Origin of the sequence: Achromobacter deleyi (genome assembly GCF_902859705.1) — a bacterium.
GTDB classification, from domain to species: domain Bacteria; phylum Pseudomonadota; class Gammaproteobacteria; order Burkholderiales; family Burkholderiaceae_B; genus Achromobacter; species Achromobacter deleyi.
Genome location: NZ_CADIJO010000005.1, coordinates 1 through 17,811, shown reverse-complemented (window position 1 = coordinate 17,811; position 17,811 = coordinate 1). Strand labels below are relative to the sequence as shown.

At 67.9% G+C, this 17,811-nt stretch carries 16 protein-coding genes; 6 read left to right on the top strand and 10 right to left on the bottom strand.

Annotated elements, in window-relative coordinates:
* Positions 1 to 267: 267 nt before the first annotated feature.
* Entirely contained in the window at positions 268 to 2,664 is a 2,397-nt protein-coding gene (locus HV798_RS09020; protein ID WP_175192678.1) for a mechanosensitive ion channel domain-containing protein, read from the top strand.
* Positions 2,665 to 2,731: 67 nt separating this feature from the next.
* On the opposite strand, the gene HV798_RS09015 is transcribed toward HV798_RS09020, so the two are convergent.
* From HV798_RS09015 to HV798_RS09000, 4 genes are all read right to left on the bottom strand, one after another.
* Positions 2,732 to 3,937 (bottom strand): sensor domain-containing diguanylate cyclase, encoded by a 1,206-nt coding sequence (locus HV798_RS09015; RefSeq protein ID WP_175192487.1) that lies wholly within the window; start codon positions 3,935 to 3,937, stop codon positions 2,732 to 2,734.
* A 61-nt stretch (positions 3,938 to 3,998) separates the two neighbouring features.
* Positions 3,999 to 4,373, bottom strand: a complete 375-nt coding sequence (locus tag HV798_RS09010) for a hypothetical protein (protein ID WP_175192486.1) — start codon at positions 4,371 to 4,373, stop codon at positions 3,999 to 4,001.
* 27 nt (positions 4,374 to 4,400) lie between these two features.
* Positions 4,401 to 5,108: an aspartate/glutamate racemase family protein gene (locus HV798_RS09005; RefSeq protein WP_175192485.1), complete on the bottom strand. Its 708-nt coding sequence runs from the start codon at positions 5,106 to 5,108 to the stop codon at positions 4,401 to 4,403.
* 80 nt (positions 5,109 to 5,188) lie between these two features.
* On the bottom strand, positions 5,189 to 5,647 hold the full coding sequence (locus HV798_RS09000) for a MarR family winged helix-turn-helix transcriptional regulator (RefSeq protein WP_175192484.1): 459 nt from the start codon (positions 5,645 to 5,647) through the stop codon (positions 5,189 to 5,191).
* 198 nt (positions 5,648 to 5,845) lie between these two features.
* On the opposite strand from HV798_RS09000, the gene aceE reads away from it, so the two are divergent.
* On the top strand, positions 5,846 to 8,509 hold the full coding sequence (aceE, locus tag HV798_RS08995; RefSeq protein WP_175192483.1) for a pyruvate dehydrogenase (acetyl-transferring), homodimeric type: 2,664 nt from the start codon (positions 5,846 to 5,848) through the stop codon (positions 8,507 to 8,509).
* A 101-nt stretch (positions 8,510 to 8,610) separates the two neighbouring features.
* Here aceE and HV798_RS08990 read toward each other — a convergent pair whose 3' ends face one another.
* A complete protein-coding gene (locus HV798_RS08990; RefSeq protein WP_175192482.1) occupies positions 8,611 to 9,234 on the bottom strand; it encodes a LysE family translocator in 624 nt (207 codons plus the stop codon).
* Between the two features lie 156 nt (positions 9,235 to 9,390).
* Between HV798_RS08990 and gorA the strand changes: the two genes are divergently transcribed.
* A complete protein-coding gene (gene gorA / locus HV798_RS08985; RefSeq protein ID WP_175192481.1) occupies positions 9,391 to 10,749 on the top strand; it encodes a glutathione-disulfide reductase in 1,359 nt (452 codons plus the stop codon).
* A 49-nt stretch (positions 10,750 to 10,798) separates the two neighbouring features.
* Here the strand turns inward: gorA and HV798_RS08980 are convergent, their stop codons facing one another.
* Positions 10,799 to 11,626, bottom strand: coding sequence for a DUF72 domain-containing protein (locus tag HV798_RS08980; RefSeq protein ID WP_175192480.1), 828 nt, complete (start codon positions 11,624 to 11,626; stop codon positions 10,799 to 10,801).
* A gap of 243 nt (positions 11,627 to 11,869) precedes the next feature.
* On the opposite strand from HV798_RS08980, the gene HV798_RS08975 reads away from it, so the two are divergent.
* On the top strand, positions 11,870 to 12,502 hold the full coding sequence (locus tag HV798_RS08975) for a LysE family translocator (protein WP_025135485.1): 633 nt from the start codon (positions 11,870 to 11,872) through the stop codon (positions 12,500 to 12,502).
* 62 nt (positions 12,503 to 12,564) lie between these two features.
* Here the strand turns inward: HV798_RS08975 and pdxR are convergent, their stop codons facing one another.
* Complete coding sequence (pdxR, locus tag HV798_RS08970; protein WP_175192479.1) at positions 12,565 to 14,070, bottom strand: MocR-like pyridoxine biosynthesis transcription factor PdxR; 1,506 nt, start codon at positions 14,068 to 14,070, stop codon at positions 12,565 to 12,567.
* Between the two features lie 111 nt (positions 14,071 to 14,181).
* Here pdxR and HV798_RS08965 point away from each other — a divergent pair, with 111 nt between their 5' ends.
* Together HV798_RS08965 and HV798_RS08960 are read left to right on the top strand one after the other, a co-directional pair.
* The gene (locus HV798_RS08965; RefSeq protein ID WP_175192478.1) at positions 14,182 to 14,916 is read left to right on the top strand and encodes a GNAT family N-acetyltransferase; all 735 of its coding nucleotides are present in this window, start codon (positions 14,182 to 14,184) and stop codon (positions 14,914 to 14,916) included.
* Positions 14,907 to 15,809 carry a DMT family transporter gene (locus tag HV798_RS08960; RefSeq protein WP_175192477.1) on the top strand — a complete coding sequence of 301 codons (903 nt, stop codon included), beginning with the start codon at positions 14,907 to 14,909 and terminating at the stop codon, positions 15,807 to 15,809. Before HV798_RS08965 ends, HV798_RS08960 begins: the two co-directional genes overlap by 10 nt.
* Positions 15,810 to 15,829: 20 nt before the next feature.
* On the opposite strand, the gene HV798_RS08955 is transcribed toward HV798_RS08960, so the two are convergent.
* From HV798_RS08955 to HV798_RS08945, 3 genes are all read right to left on the bottom strand, one after another.
* Positions 15,830 to 16,759: a DMT family transporter gene (locus tag HV798_RS08955; protein ID WP_175192476.1), complete on the bottom strand. Its 930-nt coding sequence runs from the start codon at positions 16,757 to 16,759 to the stop codon at positions 15,830 to 15,832.
* A gap of 13 nt (positions 16,760 to 16,772) precedes the next feature.
* Complete coding sequence (locus tag HV798_RS08950; protein WP_175192475.1) at positions 16,773 to 17,108, bottom strand: thioredoxin family protein; 336 nt, start codon at positions 17,106 to 17,108, stop codon at positions 16,773 to 16,775.
* Between the two features lie 30 nt (positions 17,109 to 17,138).
* Positions 17,139 to 17,811, bottom strand: a 673-nt coding sequence (locus HV798_RS08945) for a M20/M25/M40 family metallo-hydrolase (protein WP_175192474.1), incomplete at its 5' end; no start/stop codon positions are given.

The window sequence follows — 17,811 nt, the reverse complement described above, 5'->3', positions numbered from 1 at the left end:
GGCAGGCGGATCGACACGCCGCGACGGCCGTGAAAAATGTTTGAAATTGTTTTCCGGCTGGGAATCAAGCGGCCTGAAATTGTAGTCTGGCAAGATATTGGCCTGCCGGCGGGTTCGCGCGGCCGAATTCATCTTGTTCGTCTTGTCCGTAGAGGAGATCTCTTAGTGGTTCTATCCGCAACGATAGTATCGATCGCTTTCCCGTTTCGCCAGTTTGCCGCCAGCGTGTGGCGGCATAGGCGAGGCAGGCCGTGGCTGGCGCTGGTGATGGCGATGATGCTCAATTGCGTGGCTTTATCCTGGCAGACCGATGCCAGGGCGGCAACGCCGCTGTTGCCGGCCGCGGCGGCCCCGGCGCCTGCCGCGACCGCTGCCCCCAGCGCGCTGTCTCCCGCCGCGCTGGCCGATCTGCTCGACAATCCCGACGCGCGCAAGGCCCTGGTGGATGCGCTGCGTGCGCAGGCGGCGGGGACGGACCCGGCCGCCTCGCGCGCGGCCTCGCAAGCGCCGCCCGCGCAGGCAACGCCCGGGTTGCAGGAGCGCATGGCCGATGATGTGCAGCGCTTCCTGACCGGCGTGGCCACTGACATGGGCCAGGGCGTGGAAGACATGGTGGCGCTGGCCTCGGGGCGCAGCCTGCGCATGGACAGCGGCACGGCGAGCCATGCCTTGATGCCGCTGCTGCTGGCGGCGGTGGCCACGATCATCGCCTTCCTTCTGTTGCGCCTGATCGCGATGCGCATCTACACGCGCATCGACCATTGGGTGGCGGAACATGGCAGCAAGCCGGCCGTCCCGCCCGCGCGCGGCGCGCCGTTGCCCATCCGTGTGCTGGGCCGGCGGGCGGGCGCGATCATCGGGGCCTTGGCGATCGACGTGGGCGTCGTGGTGCTGGCGGCGATGGCCGGCGGCGCGGCTGCCCTGTGGGGCACGCCGGGGCGCGGCTCGCTGGACACGCTGGCCGCCGTATTCCTGCGCGCCTTCGTGTCGGTCGAGATCATCAAGGTGGTGATTCGCACGGTGTTCGCGGTGCGGCACCCGCACCTGCGGCTCTTGCCGATGGCCGACGCATCCGCCAAGTACTGGAATGGCTGGCTGGTGCGCATCGTGGCGGCGGCCGGGTATGGCACGCTGCTGATCGATCCGGTGATGTCGGCCACGCTGTCGCCCGCGCTGGGCCGGCTGGCCGGCATGGTCATCATGCTGGCGGTCTATGTGTACGCCGTGCGCACCATCTGGCAGAACCGCCAGGCCGTGCGCGAGCATCTTGACCGCCGCGCCGCGGGGGCAGCCACGTTTCTGGGCGCGCGGCTGCATTTCCTGTCGCGCATATGGCATGTGCTGGGCATCGGCTACTTCACCATTCTGCTGGTGGTCAGCCAGGTCGACCCCACCAACGCGCTGCCCTTCATGGCCCGGGCCACGGCGCAGACGCTGCTGGTGATCGGCGTGAGCAGCCTTTTGATCCTGCTGTTGAACGCCTTTCTGGCCAAGCCCATCCGGCTGTCCGACGACCTGCGCCAGCGCCTGCCGCTGCTGGAAGCGCGCGTGAACGCCTACGTGCCGGCCTTGCTGAAGCTGGTCGGCTGGATCATCCGCATCGTGGCGGTGTTGCTGATTCTGGACGCGTGGCGCGCCTTTGACCTGTCGCGCTGGCTGGCGTCGGACGCCGGGGGCGCGGCGATCAAGGTGACGCTCAATATCGTCATCGTGCTGCTGATTGCGGCGCTGGCCTGGACCGTGATCGCCAGCATCATCGAACATCGCCTGAGCCAGCGCGAAGGGCGGGGCATGCCCAGCGCGCGCGAGCGCACGCTTCTGGCGCTGTTTCGCAATGCGGCGCTGATCGTCATCGTGACGATGACGCTGATGGTGCTGCTGTCGCAGATCGGCATCGACGTCGGCCCCTTGATTGCCGGTGCCGGCGTGGTGGGCCTGGCGATCGGCTTCGGCGCACAGAAGCTGGTGCAGGACATCATCACAGGGGTGTTCATCCAGCTGGAAAACGGCATGAACGAGAACGACGTGGTACAGGTCGCGGGCGTGTTCGGCACGGTCGAGAAGATGACCATCCGGTCGGTAGGCATACGGACGCTGGACGGCGGCTACCACCTGGTGCCGTTCTCGTCGGTGGACGTGGTGGCCAACCACATGCGCGACTTCTCGTACCACCTGGGCGAATACACCATTGCGCACCGCGAAAGCGTGGACGACGCCATCGAGCATCTGCGCGCGGCGTTTGCCGAGCTGATGACCGATTCGGTGCTGGGGCCCGAAATCCTGGAAGAGATGACGGTGGCCGGGGTCACGGCCGTCAACGACAAGGGCGTGACCATCCGCATCCTGATCAAGACCACGCCGGGCATGCAGTGGGCCGTGCAGCGCGGCTACAACCGCTTGCTCAAGAAGCACTTCGACGCTGCCGGCATCGAGCTGCCGTACCCGCACACGGTCGTGTACTTCGGGCAGGACAAGCGTGGCTTCGCGCCGCCGGCCAATGTGGCCGTGCAGACCGAGCGCCCCGACGAGGGCGGCAACGCCCGGGCGGCAGGACACACCCGCCGTCCCCTGGTGTCGGAATCCAGCACCGACGATTCGGCCGAGGTCCTGGGCAATGAGCTCGAAGCGCGTCAGGAAGCCGAAGACGAGGCACCGCGCACGTAGCGGTGAAGCGGACAGGAGCGGGTTTCAGGGCAGCCGTGGATGGCTTGGCTGCCAGGGAGCCCGCCACTTACGCCATGATGGCCGGTTCAGTGGGTTGGGCGGAAACGCCGTAAGGGACGTCAGCCCATTCGATCCGGTTGCGGCCCGCCGCCTTGCCGCGGTAGAGCGCGGAATCGGCTTGTCGCAGGGCGTCTTCCAGCGCCTGCACGCCATGGAAGTGCGGCGAAATCCCGATGGTGACGGTGCAGCGCAGCGATTGCTCGGATCCCGCCACCTTGATGGCCTGGCTTTCAATGTTGGCACGCAGGCGTTCGGCCAGGAACGTGACGCCTTGCGTGTCGGCATCCAGGAAGATGGCCACGAATTCCTCTCCGCCGATACGACCCGTCAGATCGCCGCGACGCACGGTGGCGCGCAACAGGTCGGCCACCTGGCAGATGACTTCATCCCCGGTCTGGTGGCCGTAGGTATCGTTGATGCGCTTGAAATGATCCACATCCAGCAATAGCAGGCAGGCCGGCGCGGCATGCCGTGCGTTGAAGTACTGCTTGAGCGCATCCACCAGCCCTCTGCGATTGAGCAGGTTCGTCATGGGGTCGCGCGCCGCAATATTGCGCAGGCTGTCGGTCAGGCGCCGCAGCACCAGCCAGACGATGGCGGGCGGCACGATGGTGGCCAGGGTGGACATGTAGATGTAGAAGATCATCTGGAAGCGGCTGTCCATGTGCAGCGCATCCAGGCCATCGTCCACGATCTTCATGAACTTCAGCGCGTTCAGGACACAGATGCCGCCGATCAGCAGCGAGAAAAAGATCATTTCTCCGTACAGGTCCTTGGCAAACGTGCGCACGCCGTAGATCACGGTCAGGGTCATGGCAAAGAACAGCACGGTCGCCATCGCCGCCAGCATGGCGTAGCGGGCGGCGGGGCCGGCGCTTGCTTGCACCCACCATTGCGCCAGGCCGTAGGCCACGGCAAAGGCGATCAATGGCCGCCACAGGGGAACCTGGCGCCCAAAGAAGCGCATGGCGCCCAGCCAGTACGCAATCGGGGCGGCGAGCGTAAGAATATGGTTGACGACGCTCATCAGGCTCCAGGCCGGCCCGCCTTCGAGCAATTGCAGGATGTAGGCCGACCCCAGCAACAGGTTGCCCACGGCAAAATAATCCATCCCCATCCGGTTGCCGGGCAAGCGACGGCTGATCAACAAGAACATGCCGGAAAAGCACAACAGGTGTGCGCACAGCATGGCAACGAGCGTAGAGGCAACCATAACGGGGAAGGGGGAGAGGGGACGCGGAATTCCGGCTGGGGCGCTAGCTGGCGGCCATGCGTTACCAGACTTTCCACCAGGGTTTGCGGGGCGAGGGCGCATCCGGGGGCGGCATATGTTCGGGCGCCGCACCGGGTTCAAAGACCCACGTGCCGGACGGGTCCGTGATGACCTGTATTTCCTGACGAAAGTCCGCCAGCTTGGCGAAGAAATCCTTCGCTTCTTCCGGAATGGGCGACGTCACGCCCAGCGGCTCGTCCGGTCTCAGTGTCGCAAGCTTGATTTCGGCTCGGCCTGCGAACGTGTAGCCGGGCAGGTCGCCGTCCGACTCGTGAAGGGGAGGAACGAATCCGATCTGCCTGAAAAGCGCGAAGGTCTGCTCGACATCGGGTTCGACAAAGCCGGCATCATCGCCGTCATCCGATAGGTGGGTCATGGGAAGTCTCGTCGATGAATGGCCAGGTCATTCGCCCTGCAACGCGCGCCGCAGCGCCGCCCGGGCCAGGATGCGGGTGGAATCAAGCGTTGGCAGCGCGCAGTTGCCGTCGTTCAGCACCAGCGGCAATTCGGTGCAGCCCAGCACGACCGCGTCGCAACCGGCGTCGCGCAGCCGCGTCACCACGCCTTGCAGCAACGCGACCGACGCCGGCCGGAAATCGCCATAGACCAGTTCGTCCATGATGATCCGCGCGAGCAGGTCGCGGTCGGATGCCGGCGGGCGCACGCATTCCAGGCCCTGGGCCGCCAGCTTGTCGGGGTAGACGGGGCTGTCCACCAGCCAGCGCGTGCCGGTGATGCCGATGCGGCGATAGCCGCGTTGGGCGGCTTCCAAGGCGACTTCTTCGGCGATGTGCAGCCAGGGCAGGGGCGATTGCGGCAGCACGTGGCCCAGCGCCTGGTGAATGGTGTTGTCGGGGCAGATCAGGAAGTCCGCACCCGCGCGCGCGAGCTTGCCGGCCGAGGACAGCATCAGCGCGCCCACGCCGGCCAGGTCGCCCTGGTTGAGGCACGCCACATAGTCGGCCAGCGAATGGGTGTGCAGCGAGACTTCGGGATGGGCATGCGGGCCCAGTGCCTGCGCGCCTTCGGCGCAGATCGTGCGATAGCACAGCGCGGCACCTTCGGCCGAACAGGCGACGATGCCGATGTGCAGGGGCGGGCGGGACGTCATGCGAGGCTTCTCCTTGCGTATGCGGGTCTGCGCCTGGCGGCGGCGCCACGATGGCGTGCCAGGCAAGCGCTGCCGCCGTGTTACTCAACCGTGCTCTTGGTCAGCGCCCGCACATGCCGGGCGATGCCGCGGAACTGTTCGGCCATGGCGTCCTGCTGCGCCTGCGGCAGCCGCGACAGGAACAGCTCGTCAATCGCCGGCCCGTAGATCTTCCACATCTTGCGTCGCAGCGCCAGGCCTTCAGGCGTGATGCGGGCGTAGGTCGCGCGGCGGTCTTCGTCGCTGCGGAACCGTTCGACCAGCCCGGCGGCTTCGATCCGGTCCATCAGCCGAGTCAGGTTGTAGCGCGCGATGACCATGCGTTCGGCCATCTCGAACATGCGGGCGGTGCCCTGCGGCGCGCGTTCCAGCGCCCACAGCGCGTCGTACCACGCGAGCGGTGGCAGGTCGGCGGCGGACAGTCTTTTTTCGATCTCTTCCACCACCAGCGCATGCGCGGTCAGAAAGAGGCTCCACGCGTCGGGCTTGCCCGTGGCCATGCGGTCGTTCCTTGTCTGGAGATTTTGCTGCCGCGATTGTAGAGGCGGCGGCCGGCAAAACCGCCAACAGTTGCACTTGCAATTGTTCGGGAACCTTCATACGATTGCAATTGCACATTATGCAAATGCAATTCACGATATGAAATGAAGGCGCCGGTGCTTTCCGTCCAGGCGCCGCTTTCCCCAAAGGAGCAAGCCATGGAAACCGAGATCGAACCTATCGACGCCGACCCCCAGGAAACCCGGGAATGGCTGGACGCCATGCAGGCCGTGCTGGCGCACGAAGGCCTGCCGCGCACGCACTACCTGCTGGACCAGCTGATCAACCAGGACCGCGAGCGCCTGGGCGGCTACGCCGCGCCGGGCGCCACGCCGTACGTGAATACCATCGGCGTGGCGGGGCAGGCGGCGTTTCCGGGCGACGTGGGCATCGAATCGCGCCTGGACGCCTACCTGCGCTGGAACGCGATGGCCATGGTGCTGCGCGCCGGCAAGACCTCGGGCGTGGGCGGGCACATCGCTACCTACGCGTCGGCAACCACCCTGTATGAAACCGGCTACCGCCATTTTTTCCGCGCGGCCACGCCGGACTACCTGGGCGACATGCTGTATATCCAGGGGCATTCGGCCCCGGGCATTTACGCGCGTGCCTACCTTGAAGGGCGCATCTCGGAAGACGAGCTGGATCGCTTCCGGCGCGAGATCGGCGGCGGCGGACTGGCCTCGTATCCGCACCCGCGCACCATGCCGGGCTTCTGGCAGTTTCCGACGGTGTCGATGGGGCTGGGGCCGCTGATGGCGGCCTACCAGGCCCGCTACATGCGCTACCTGGAAGACCGCGAACTGATCCCCGCGCAAGACCGCCGGGTGTGGGGCTTTCTGGGCGATGGCGAACAGGATCAGCCCGAAACGCTGGCGGCCGTGGCCATGGCCGGGCGCGAGAGACTGGACAACCTGATCTTCGTGGTCAATTGCAACCTGCAGCGGCTGGACGGCCCGGTGCGCGGCAACGCCAAGATCATCCAGGAACTGGAAAGCGTGTACCGCGGCGCGGGCTGGAACGTGATCAAGGTGGTGTGGGGCGGCGGCTGGGACGCGCTGCTGGCGCAGGACCACGACGGCCGGCTGCGGCGCCGCATGATGCAATGCGTGGATGGCGAATACCAGGTGTTCAAGGCGCGCGGGGGCGCCTATGTGCGCGAGCATTTCTTCGGCGCGGACCCGGTGCTGCTCGAACGCGTGGCGCACCTGTCCGACGACGAGATCGGCGCACTGAACCGGGGCGGGCACGACCCGGTCAAGGTGCATGCGGCCTACGCGCAAGCGCTGGCGCACCGCGGCCAGCCTACCGTGATCCTGGCCAAGACGGTGAAGGGCTACGGCATGGGCGCGGCGGGCGAGGCGGCCAATACCAACCACCAGCAAAAGAAGATGGCGGACCCCGCGGTGCGGGCGTTCCGGGACCGCTTCGGCATTCCGGTGGCCGACGAGCGGCTGCCCGAGATTCCGTACATCAAACCAGCGCCCGGCAGCGCTGAACAGGCCTATTTCGACGCGGGTATCCAGCGCGCGGGCGGCCATCTGCCGCGCCGGCCCGCCGGCCCGGGGCCGCAGGCCATGCCGGCGCTGGCCGCGTTTGCCTCGCACCTGAAGGGCAGCGACGGGCGCGAGTTTTCCACGACCATGGCCTTCGTGCGCATCCTGGCGCAGCTGCTGAAGGACCCGGACATCGGCGCCAAGGTGGTGCCGATCGTGCCCGACGAATCGCGCACCTTCGGCATGGACGGCATGTTCCGCCAGGTGGGCATCTATTCGCACGTGGGCCAGCTGTACACGCCGCAAGACGCCGACCAGCTCAGCGTCTATCGCGAAGACCGCCGCGGCCAGATTCTGCAGGAAGGCATCAACGAATCGGGCGCGATGTCGTCATGGATCGCGGCGGCCACGGCCTACAGCACGCACGGCGTGGCCACCATTCCGTTCTATATCTTCTATTCGATGTTCGGTTTTCAGCGCGTGGGCGACCTGGCCTGGGCGGCGGGCGATATCCGCGCGCGCGGCTTCCTGCTGGGCGCCACCTCTGGCCGCACCACGCTGGAAGGCGAAGGGCTGCAGCACGACGACGGCCACAGCCACGTGCTGGCCTCGGTGATTCCGTCGTGCATCGCCTACGACCCGGCCTATGCCTACGAGATCGCGGTGATCGTGCAGGACGGCCTGCGCCGCATGTATCAGGAAGAGGAAGACGTCTTCTACTACCTGACGCTGATCAATGAGAAGACCGCGCATCCGCCGCTGCCCGAAGGCGCCGAAACCGGCATCCTGAAAGGCATGTACCGGCTGCGCGAGGGCGGGCCGGGCGAGGTGCGCGCGCAGTTGCTGGGCAGCGGGGCGATCCTGGCCGAAACCTTGGCCGCCGCCGATCTGCTGCAACAGGACTACGGCGTGGCGGCCGACGTCTGGAGCGTCACCAGCTATTCCGAGCTGCGCCGCGACGGCCAGGAAACCGAACGCTGGAACCGCCTGCATCCGCTGGACGCGGCGCGCCGCGGTTACGCCGAAAGCTGCCTGGCCGCCGCCGCCGGGCCGGTAGTGGCCGCGACCGACTACATGAAGACGGTGGCCGAGCAGATCCGTCCCTTCGTGGCGGGGCGCCGCTATGTGACGCTGGGCACGGACGGCTTTGGCCGGTCGGATACGCGCCAGGCGCTGCGGGCGTTCTTCGAGGTGGACCGACATCACATCGTGCTGGCCACTCTGAAGGCGCTGGCCGATGACGGTGTGTTGCCGGCCGAGCAGGCGGCGGATGCGATCCGGCGCTACGGGCTGGACCCGCAAGCCGTGTCAGCGGCGCTGCCTTGAGTCGGCGCTAAGGCAGGGCAGCGTCAGGGCAGGGCGGTGTCAAGGCAGGGCGGCGGCGCGGCATGCGCTGGCCGCCCTGTTTCCTGGCAGAAACCGCGCCCTCAGGCGCGGCGCGCCAGCAAGGCCCAGATGCCCGCGGCCGACAGCAGCGCGCCGCCGCCCAGGTTGAAGCCGCGCTGCGCCCTGGGCGAGGCCAGCAGGCGGCGGGCCGAACCGGCAAACAGGGCGTAGACGGTGGCATTGATGCCGGCGCAGGCCACGAAGGTGGCCGACAGCGTCCACAGCTGACGGGTCACGTCGCCGGCCGGGTCGATGAACTGCGGCAGGAAGGCCACGAAGAAGATGATGCCCTTGGGGTTCAGCGCGGTCACCAGGTAGGTGTTGGCGAACAGCTTCCAGCGCGAACCGGCGGCATCGGCCTGCGGCAAGGTGGCCGGGGCCACGCCGGCCCGCAGCAGCTTGAAGCCCAGGTACAGCAGGTACAGTCCGCCCACGGTCTTGACCACGGTGAACCAGAACGCCGACGCCGACAGCAACGCGCCCAGGCCCAGCAGCGACAGCGCCAGCGCGGTGGAATCGCCCAGCGTCACGGCAAGCACCAGCGGCAGGCGAGCGCGCTTGCCATGGGTGATGGAATAGCTGATGACGGTCAGGATGGTGGGGCCGGGCAGCATCACCAGCAGGGCGGATGCGCCCAGGAAGGCCAGCCAGGTTTCCAGCGACATGGGTCTTGCTCCAGAGTAGGGGGCGGCGGCGTCGCCCTGGCGGCCAATGTATCGCAAGGCGTGGGGCGATGGGGCGGGTCCAGGGTCAGGTGGTGCAAAATACAGGTTTCCCGGACAGTGAACGCGGCGCCGCAAGGCGGCAGCGAAGGAAACACCATGGCATTCGATTTTGACCTGTTTGTGATCGGCGCGGGCTCGGGCGGCGTGCGCGCGGCCCGTTTTGCGGCCGGTTTCGGCGCCCGCGTGGCCGTGGCCGAAAGCCGCTACCTGGGCGGCACCTGCGTCAACGTGGGTTGCGTGCCCAAGAAGCTGCTGGTCTACGGCGCCCACTACAGCGAAGATTTCGAACAGGCGCATGGCTTTGGCTGGACCGCCGGCCAGCCCAGCTTCGACTGGGCCACGCTGATCGCCAACAAGAACCGCGAGATCCAGCGTCTTAACGGCATTTACCGCAATTTGCTGGTCAATAGCGGCGTGACGCTGCTCGAAGCCCACGCCCGCGTCAAAGATCCGCACACCGTCGAGGTCGACGGCAAGACGTACACCGCCGCGAACATCCTGGTGGCGACCGGCGGCTGGCCGCAGGTGCCGGACATTCCCGGCAAGGAACACGCCATCAGCTCGAACGAGGCCTTTTTCCTGCCGGCGCTGCCCAAGCGCGTGCTGGTGGTGGGCGGGGGTTACATCGCGGTCGAATTCGCCTCTATTTTCAATGGCATGGGCGCGCAGACGACCCAGCTGTACCGCGGCCCGCTGTTCCTGCGCGGCTTTGACGGCGCGGTGCGCGAGCACCTGCGCGACGAGCTCACCAAGAAGGGCATCGACCTGCGCTTCAATGCCGACGTCGCCCGCATCGACAAGCGCGCCGACGGCGTGCTGGCCGCCACGCTGAAAGACGGCTCGGTGATCGAGACCGACTGCGTGTTCTACGCCACCGGCCGCCGCCCGATGCTGGACAACCTGGGCCTGGAAAACACCGGCGTCAAGTTCGACGACAAGGGCTTCATCGCCGTCGACGACGAATACCGCACGGCCGAACCGTCGATACTGGCGCTGGGCGACGTCATCGGCCGGGTGCCGCTGACGCCGGTGGCGCTGGCCGAGGGCATGGCGGTGGCGCGCCGCCTGTTCCGCCCCGAGGAATACCGCAAGGTGGATTACAAGCTGATCCCCACCGCCGTGTTCAGCCTGCCCAACATCGGCACGGTGGGCATGACCACCGAAGAGGCGCGCGAGGCCGGCCACGAGATCAAGCTGTTCGAAAGCCGCTTCCGCCCGATGAAGCTGACGCTGACCGAGTCGCAGGAAAAGACGCTGATGAAGCTGATCGTCGACGTCAAGACCGATCGCGTGCTGGGCGTGCACATGGTGGGCCCGGATGCCGGCGAGATCGTGCAGGGCATCGCCATCGCGTTGAAGGCGGGCGCGACCAAGCAGGTGTTCGACGAAACGATCGGCATCCACCCGACGGCGGCCGAAGAGTTCGTGACGCTGCGCACGCCGGTGGCGAACTAGCCCGCGCCGGGTTTGGCGGTGCGGGGGCTTGGCGCGGACATCGTCCGCGCTACAGCCGTTCGATCATGGCGCGCGCCGCAGCCGGCGCGCGTTCCTTGGCGCCATTGATGAAAAATGCAAAGACGTCCTGCGGCTTCGCGCCGCCGGGGGCCTTGTGCATGCCGACGCGCGGCAGGTCGGCCGGGTCCGCACCGCGCGCCCAGGTATGCAGCCGCTCGGCCCAGGCGTCCAGCACTTTGGGCGCGTAGCCGGCCTTGAAGGCGGTGCTGGCGCGCATCAGCCGCGCATAGACGAATGCGCCGGTGCGGTCGGCCAGCGACGGGTAGTCTTCGCTATCGGTATAGACGGTGGCGGCGCCATGGCGGCGGGCCAGGTCCAGGTATTCCTCGCAGGCAAAACTGGGGTGGCGCACGTCCAGCACGTGGCGCAGCGGCAGGCCGTCGACCGCATCGGGCAGCAATGCCAGGAAGGCGCCGAAATCGTCCGGGTTGAACACCTTGGTGGGCGCGAACTGCCACACGATGGGCCCCAGCTTCGGGCCCAGCTCGGCGATGCCGCCGTGCACGAAGCGATGGATGGATTCACCCGCGCCGGCTAGTTCGCGGCGATTGGTGGCGTAGCGCGAGGCCTTCAGCGAAAACACGAAATCGTCCGGCGTCTCGTCGCGCCATTTGGCGAAGGTGGCCGGCTTCTGGCTGCTGTAATAGGTGCCGTTGATTTCGATGGCGGTGAGCTGGCGGCTGGCGTATTCGAGCTCGCGGGCGTGGGGCAGGCCTTCGGGATAGAAGGCGCCGCGCCACGGGGCGTAAGTCCAGCCGCCGATGCCGACCCGGATGGCGGCCGGCTTGTGCGCGGCGGGCGATTTGCGCAGGGGCATGGGCGGGGTCCTTTCCGATGTTGCGGGGCGTCTCTGCCACTCTATCCCTGACGGGCTGCGCATCCCATCCGTCCACATTTAAAACCGCGGATTGTCAGCGATTGTTCAGCCGGGGTGTTGCCCGGATGCCGCGTCGGGTGGGTGCAACCCGGCGGCGCAACAAAAAGCGTGCTGTTCCGATACAGATTTCAGATAACGTGCAGAGCACTCCCTTCACTGCCGTCCGGCGCGCGCCGGTTCATCATGCCTGACATTGCCAATCTTCTGACGTTCGCCCTGGTCGCCCTGGGCATGGTGCTCACGCCCGGGCCCAACATGATCTATCTGGTGTCGCGTTCGATTTCGCAGGGCCCCAAGGCCGGGCTGATTTCGTTGGGCGGCGTGGCGGTGGGGTTCGTGTTCTACGTGCTGTGCGCGGCGTTCGGCATCACGGTGCTGCTGATGGCGGTGCCATATGCCTATGATGCGCTGCGCTTTGGCGGCGCGCTGTATCTGCTGTACCTGGCCTGGCAGGCGGTGCGCCCGGGCGGACGGTCGCCGTTCCAGGTGCGCGAACTGCCGGCCAGCAGCCCGCGCACGCTGTTCTCGATGGGGCTGGTGACCAACCTGCTCAATCCCAAGGTGGCGGTGATGTACGTGTCGCTGCTGCCGCAGTTCATCCAGCCCGATCACGGCAGCGTGTTCACGCAGTCGCTGGCGCTGGGCATGACGCAGGTGGCGGTCAGCCTGTCGGTCAACGCGGTCATTGCGATCATGGCCGGGTCCATTGCCGGTTTCCTGGCCGGACGGCCGCTGTGGATGGTGGTGCAGCGCTGGCTGATGGGCACGGTGCTGGCCGGCCTGGCGCTGCGCATGGCGCTGGATTCGCGCCGTTGATGGCCGCAGCGCAATCGCAGCTGTCCGGCTGCTGCTGGCCTGGCGAGGCCTGAAAAACCGCCTTACCCGCGTGCCGCCCTCGCCAGCTTGCCCAACTGCTTGACCAGCCCCGGGAAACGATCGGCGCTGGTGTTGCCGTAGCCGATCACCAGGCCGTTGTCCTGCGGCTGCGGCGTGATGGCGAAGGTCGACAGCGCGTTGGGGTTCATGCCCAGCTTGCGGGCCTGTTCGACGATGGCGCGGTCCGGGATGTCGGGCGGCAGACGCACGGTCAGGTGCAGGCCGCTGTGGCCGCCCAGCACCTCGTGGTCCACCCCCAGGTGCTGCGCCAGCGCGTCGCGCAGTGCCGCCTGGCGGTCGCGGTACAGCCGCCGCATGCGGCCCAGGTGGCGCGAGAACTGGCCGTTTTCGATGAAGGCGGCCATGGTCAGCTGTTCCAGCCGGTGGCCGCCGCGCAGCATTTCGATGATCGACGGCATGGCCGGCCCGGCAATCGCCTGCGGCAGCACCAGAAAGCCCAGCCGCAGGGCCGGGAACATGGTCTTGCTGAAGGTACCCACATACAGCACCGGGGCGTCGGGCAGCAGGCCCTGCATGGCGGCGATGGGTTCGCCCTGGTGGCGGAATTCGCTGTCGTAGTCGTCTTCAATGATCCAGGCGCCAGCCTGGCGGGCGCGTTCCAGCAGGTCCAGCCGGCGCGCCAGCGACAGCACCGCGCCGGTCGGGTATTGGTGGGTGGGCGTGGTCTGGATCAGGCGCGGGGGCTGCTTGTCCCAGGCGTCATCCGAAATGGCGATGCCATCGGCGTCCACCCGCATGGCGACCACGTTCAGGTCGCCCGCATGAAACGAGGCCTTGGCGCCGCGGTAGCCGGGTTCTTCCAGCCAGGCGGTGTCGCCCGGATTGGTCAACAGCTGCACGCACAGGGCCAGCGCGCCTTGCGCGCCCTCGGTGATGACGATGCGGTCGGCGTCGCAGCGCACCCCGCGCGACACGCGCAGGTATTGGGCAATGGCCTCGCGCAGCGCCGGTTCGCCCACGGGCGGGCCGTAGCCCAGGGTGGCGGCGGGGGCGGCCTGCAGGGCGCGGTCTTGCGCGCGGCGCCAGGCATTGATGGGAAACTGCGTCAGCGCCGGGGTGCCGGGGGTGAGCGGCAGCGCGCCGTCGTTGGGCGCGCGGGTGGCGACGATGCGCGACAGCCGCTGGGCGGTGCGAAACGCCGGCGCCTCGGGCGCGGCGGCCTGCTTGGCGGCGCTGGCTGCTGCCGCCGACAGGGGCGCGACCCGGGTGCCCTGGCGGTCGGCGATGACATAGCCTTCGGCCGTCAATTGCTCGTAGGCGATCAGCACGGTGTTGCGGGAAATGGCCAGTTCGTCGGCCAGCACGCGCGAGGCGGGCAGTTTGCCGCCGGCCGGCAACTGGCCGGCCAGGATGGCCTGTTTCAGGCGCAGGATGAGCTGGCGCTGGCGCGGCAGCGCGCCGGGCCCGCGCGCCAGGGGGCTGGACAACAAACCGGCACCGTCTATCATGGCTCTATTAAATTCAGGAATCGTGGTGCTTTTTATCATGCCACGATTTCGCTATCGTGAGTGCATGCCAGGGCCGGTTGCCATCATGCAACGGCCCGGCTTGCGTCGCCACCGCCGGCGGCGTTTTCCAACCTGGATGAGGCCAGCAGCATGCAACCCCGCGTCAATGCTTACCAACAACCCGTCGGCCCCGACTTGCCTGACTGGACGCCGCGCCCGCGTCCGCCGGTCACGCCTATCGAAGGCCGCTACTGCCGGCTGGAACCCCTGTCGGCCGAGCGCCACACGGCCGACCTGTTCCATGCCTTCAGCCAGGCGCCGGACGGCAGCGACTGGACCTACATGACCGCGGGCCCGTTTCCCGACGAGGCCTCCTACCGCAAGTTTGCCGAACAGCACCAGGCGCAGCCGGGCAGCGATCCGCTGCACCACGCCGTCATCGATCTGGCCACGGGCCGCGCGGTCGGTTCGCTGTCGCTGATGCGCATCGACCCGAACCATGGCGTGATCGAAGTGGGCCACGTGGCGTTCTCGCGCCTGCTCAAGCGCACCCGCATCGCCACCGAGGCGCAATTCCTGCTGATGCGTCGCGCGTTCGACGAGCTGGGCTATCGCCGCTATGAATGGAAGTGCGACAGCCTGAACGCGCCGTCGCGCTCGGCCGCCGCCCGTCTGGGCTTTCAGTTCGAGGGCATATTCCGCCAGGCCATCGTGTACCGCGGCCGCAGCCGCGACACGGCCTGGTTCTCGATCATCGACAGCGAATGGCCGGCCCTGCGCGCCGCCTACGAACGCTGGCTCAGCCCCGACAACTTCGATGCCCAAGGCGGCCAGCGCCAGGGCCTGGCTGACCTGATCGCCCAGGAAAAGGCCGCGTGCGCCTGATCCCCGTGGCATTGGCCCTGTTCTGGGGCCTGAACTGGCCGGCGGTGAAGATCGTGCTGTCGATCTGCCCGCCGTTCACCCTGCGCCTGTTGGGTCTGGGCAGCGGGGCCTTGCTGCTGCTGGCGCTGGCGCGCGCCAAGCGGCTGCCCCTGCTGCCGCCGCGCGACGCGTGGCTGGGCATCGTGGTGGGCGGCATCCTGGCCGTGGCGGTGTTCAACCTGGCGGTGGCCTGGGCGCAGCTCAGCACCAGCACGTCGCGCGCGGCGGTGCTGACCTTCACCATGCCGATGATGTCGGCGCTGTTGGCCTGGGCCGTGCTGGGCGAACGCCTGGACCGCCGCCGCGGGCTGGCGTTGCTGCTGGGCGGGGCAGGGGTGGCGGTGCTGGCCTGGCCGGTGCTGCACGCCGTTTTCGCAGAACACGACCTGGCCGCCGCGCGCGGCCTGGTGTTTCCGCTCACCGCCGCCTTCGGGTGGGCCGCCGGCACGGTCTACCTGAAGCGCTGGCCGGTGAGTGGCCACCGCATCGTCATCACGGCCTGGCAGTTGGCGGTAGGCGCGGCCTGCGCCTTGGCCGGCGTGCTGCTGGCCGGCGAATCGTTTCCGGTGCAGGGGTGGGATGGCCGGGTGGCGGCGGCGCTGACCTTCCATATCGTCCTGGGCACGGCGGTGGCCTACTGGCTGTGGTTCGTGCTGAGCGAACGGGTCAGCGCGACAGTGGCGGCGCTGACCACCCTGATGGTGCCGGTGGTGGGGGTGCTGGGCGCGATGGCATTGGTGGGCGACCGCCCGGCCCCGGCCGATTGGTGGGGCTTTGCGCTGGTGCTGGCGGGGGCGGCGCTGATCGTGCTGAACCTGGGGGCAAAGAAAAGCCCGGCGCGCGCGCCGGGCTAGAAAACCGGCAAGGGTCAGGCTCAGGCGCGCGGCGGCCGCCGAAACTTCTCGCGCAGCAAGCCCGCGCCGCTGACCAGCGAAATGCCCGCCAGCACCATCACGGCGCCGACCACGAAGGCGCCGTCCAGCGGCTCATTCAGGATCAGCACGCCGAACGACACGCCGAACAGCGGCGTCATGAACGACAGGATGGACAGGCGCGAGGCGAGATAACGGCGCAGCAGCCAGAACCACGCCAGGTAGCTGGACAGCGCCACCACGACCGACTGGAACGCCACGCTGAGCACGGCCGCCTGCGTATAGCGGATGCCAGCGTTGCCGGTGGCCGCGGCATAGCCCAGCAGCAGCACCGCGGCGACCGCCATCTGGTAGAACAGGGTCTTGGCCGGCGCGGCTTCCGACAGCGCGGTGCGGCGGATTGCCACCGTGGTGGCGCCCCACAACAGCCCGGCCAGCAAGCCCAGCGCGTCGCCCAGCAGCATGTCGCTGCCGCCGGCTTGCGGTTTGCCGTTGCCCAGGAAGGCCACAGCGATGCCGCCGAACGCCACCGCCACGCCCAGCCATTGCAGCGGCGCCATGCGTTCTTCGGGCATGCGCCAGTGCAGGCCCAGCGCGGTGAAGATCGGCGCGGTGTACAGGAACACGGACATATGCGAGGCCGTGGTGTAGACCAGCCCCTGTGCGACCGCCAGGAACTCCAGTCCGAACAGCAGGCCCACCAGCAGGCCGGCACCCAGGGTGCCGTCGCGCAGCGCACGCCCGCCTTCGGCCCGCCACACCACCACCGCCAGCACCAGCGCGGCAAAGGTCGAGCGCAGCCCGACCTGCATGATGGGCGAAATGTCGGCGGCCACCAGCTTGATGGCGATCTGCTGGAACCCCCAGCAGATGCACAGCAGCAGCATCACGCTGGTGGCCAGCGTGTCCAGCGGACGGCGCAAGGGCGTCATGGCTGGCCCCGGTTCAAGGCAGTTCGGCGGGGTAGCTGTCCAGCGCCAGGCCGATCTGCTGGCGCAGGTCCCATTCGGCCAGGGTGGCTTGCACCGGGCCGAAGAACGCGCCGTCGCGCGTCACGAACATGGCGGGCAGGTGAAAGACTTCATAGCGTTCGACCAGGCCGCCGTTTTCGCCCGCATCCACCCAACAGACGCGTTCGACCGGCAATTCCAGCTTGGGCAGCTGTTCGCGGGCAATGCGGCAGGTGCCGCAGGTGCGGCTGTGGAACACCAGCAGCGACAGCCCGGGGGCGTCCAGCAGGTAGCGGTCGGCGGTGCTGTCGTTCAGTTCAATCTGTTCCATGGCGTCCGTGGGGGTCTGGGTGGCGCAAGCTTAGCGAGACAGTACTCGATCCAGTTCCAGCACCGTCTGGTACAGCACGCGTGTGCCGTCCAGCAGTTGGGCCGGTTCGATCCATTCTTCGGGGCAGTGGCTGCGGCCGTTCAGGCAGGGGATGAAGATCATGCCGATGGGGCCGGTGGGCGCCATGTAGACGGCGTCGTGGCCCGCGCCGCTGGGCAGGCGCATGCTGGCGTAGCCCAGCTGGTCGGCGGCGGCCTTCACCGCGTCCATCACCAGCGGCGCGCAGTCGGTGGGCTGGGCGCGGCTCAGCTGGGTGAAGCCGGCGGTCAGGCGCAGCGCCTTCAGGTCGTCGGCCACCGAGGCCATCAGCGTTTCGGGAAATGCGTCCAGCACCGCATTGCTGTCGCTGCGCATTTCCAGCGTCAGTTCGACACGGCCGGGCACGGCGTTGGCGGCGTTGGGCGTCATGGCCAGCTTGCCTACCGTGGCCACCACGTAATGCGGATTGCCGCTGGCGGCGCTGGCCTGGCGGCTGGCGGCGTCGATGAGGCGGGCCGCGCCCACCAGGGCATCGCGGCGGATGTCCATGGGGGTGGTGCCGGCGTGGTCGGGCTGGCCTTCGACCACGATCTGCACGCGGCGGATGCCGACGATGTTGGTGACCACGCCGATGGGCAGCTGGCGGCTTTCCAGCACGGGGCCC

Bases quoted from the DNA above. Each gene is read 5' to 3' on its own strand.
- HV798_RS08975 (WP_025135485.1), top strand. From the start codon at position 11,870: ATGCCTGACATTGCCAATCTTCTGACGTTCGCCCTGGTCGCCCTGGGC.
- pdxR (WP_175192479.1), bottom strand. From the start codon at position 14,070: ATGATAAAAAGCACCACGATTCCTGAATTTAATAGAGCCATGATAGAC.
- HV798_RS08965 (WP_175192478.1), top strand. From the start codon at position 14,182: ATGCAACCCCGCGTCAATGCTTACCAACAACCCGTCGGCCCCGACTTG.
- HV798_RS09010 (WP_175192486.1), bottom strand. From the start codon at position 4,373: ATGACCCACCTATCGGATGACGGCGATGATGCCGGCTTTGTCGAACCC.
- HV798_RS08980 (WP_175192480.1), bottom strand. From the start codon at position 11,626: ATGCCCCTGCGCAAATCGCCCGCCGCGCACAAGCCGGCCGCCATCCGG.
- HV798_RS08950 (WP_175192475.1), bottom strand. From the start codon at position 17,108: ATGGAACAGATTGAACTGAACGACAGCACCGCCGACCGCTACCTGCTG.
- HV798_RS09015 (WP_175192487.1), bottom strand. From the start codon at position 3,937: ATGGTTGCCTCTACGCTCGTTGCCATGCTGTGCGCACACCTGTTGTGC.
- gorA (WP_175192481.1), top strand. From the start codon at position 9,391: ATGGCATTCGATTTTGACCTGTTTGTGATCGGCGCGGGCTCGGGCGGC.
- HV798_RS08955 (WP_175192476.1), bottom strand. From the start codon at position 16,759: ATGACGCCCTTGCGCCGTCCGCTGGACACGCTGGCCACCAGCGTGATG.
- HV798_RS09000 (WP_175192484.1), bottom strand. From the start codon at position 5,647: ATGGCCACGGGCAAGCCCGACGCGTGGAGCCTCTTTCTGACCGCGCAT.
- HV798_RS09020 (WP_175192678.1), top strand. From the start codon at position 268: ATGGCGATGATGCTCAATTGCGTGGCTTTATCCTGGCAGACCGATGCC.
- HV798_RS09005 (WP_175192485.1), bottom strand. From the start codon at position 5,108: ATGACGTCCCGCCCGCCCCTGCACATCGGCATCGTCGCCTGTTCGGCC.
- aceE (WP_175192483.1), top strand. From the start codon at position 5,846: ATGGAAACCGAGATCGAACCTATCGACGCCGACCCCCAGGAAACCCGG.
- HV798_RS08990 (WP_175192482.1), bottom strand. From the start codon at position 9,234: ATGTCGCTGGAAACCTGGCTGGCCTTCCTGGGCGCATCCGCCCTGCTG.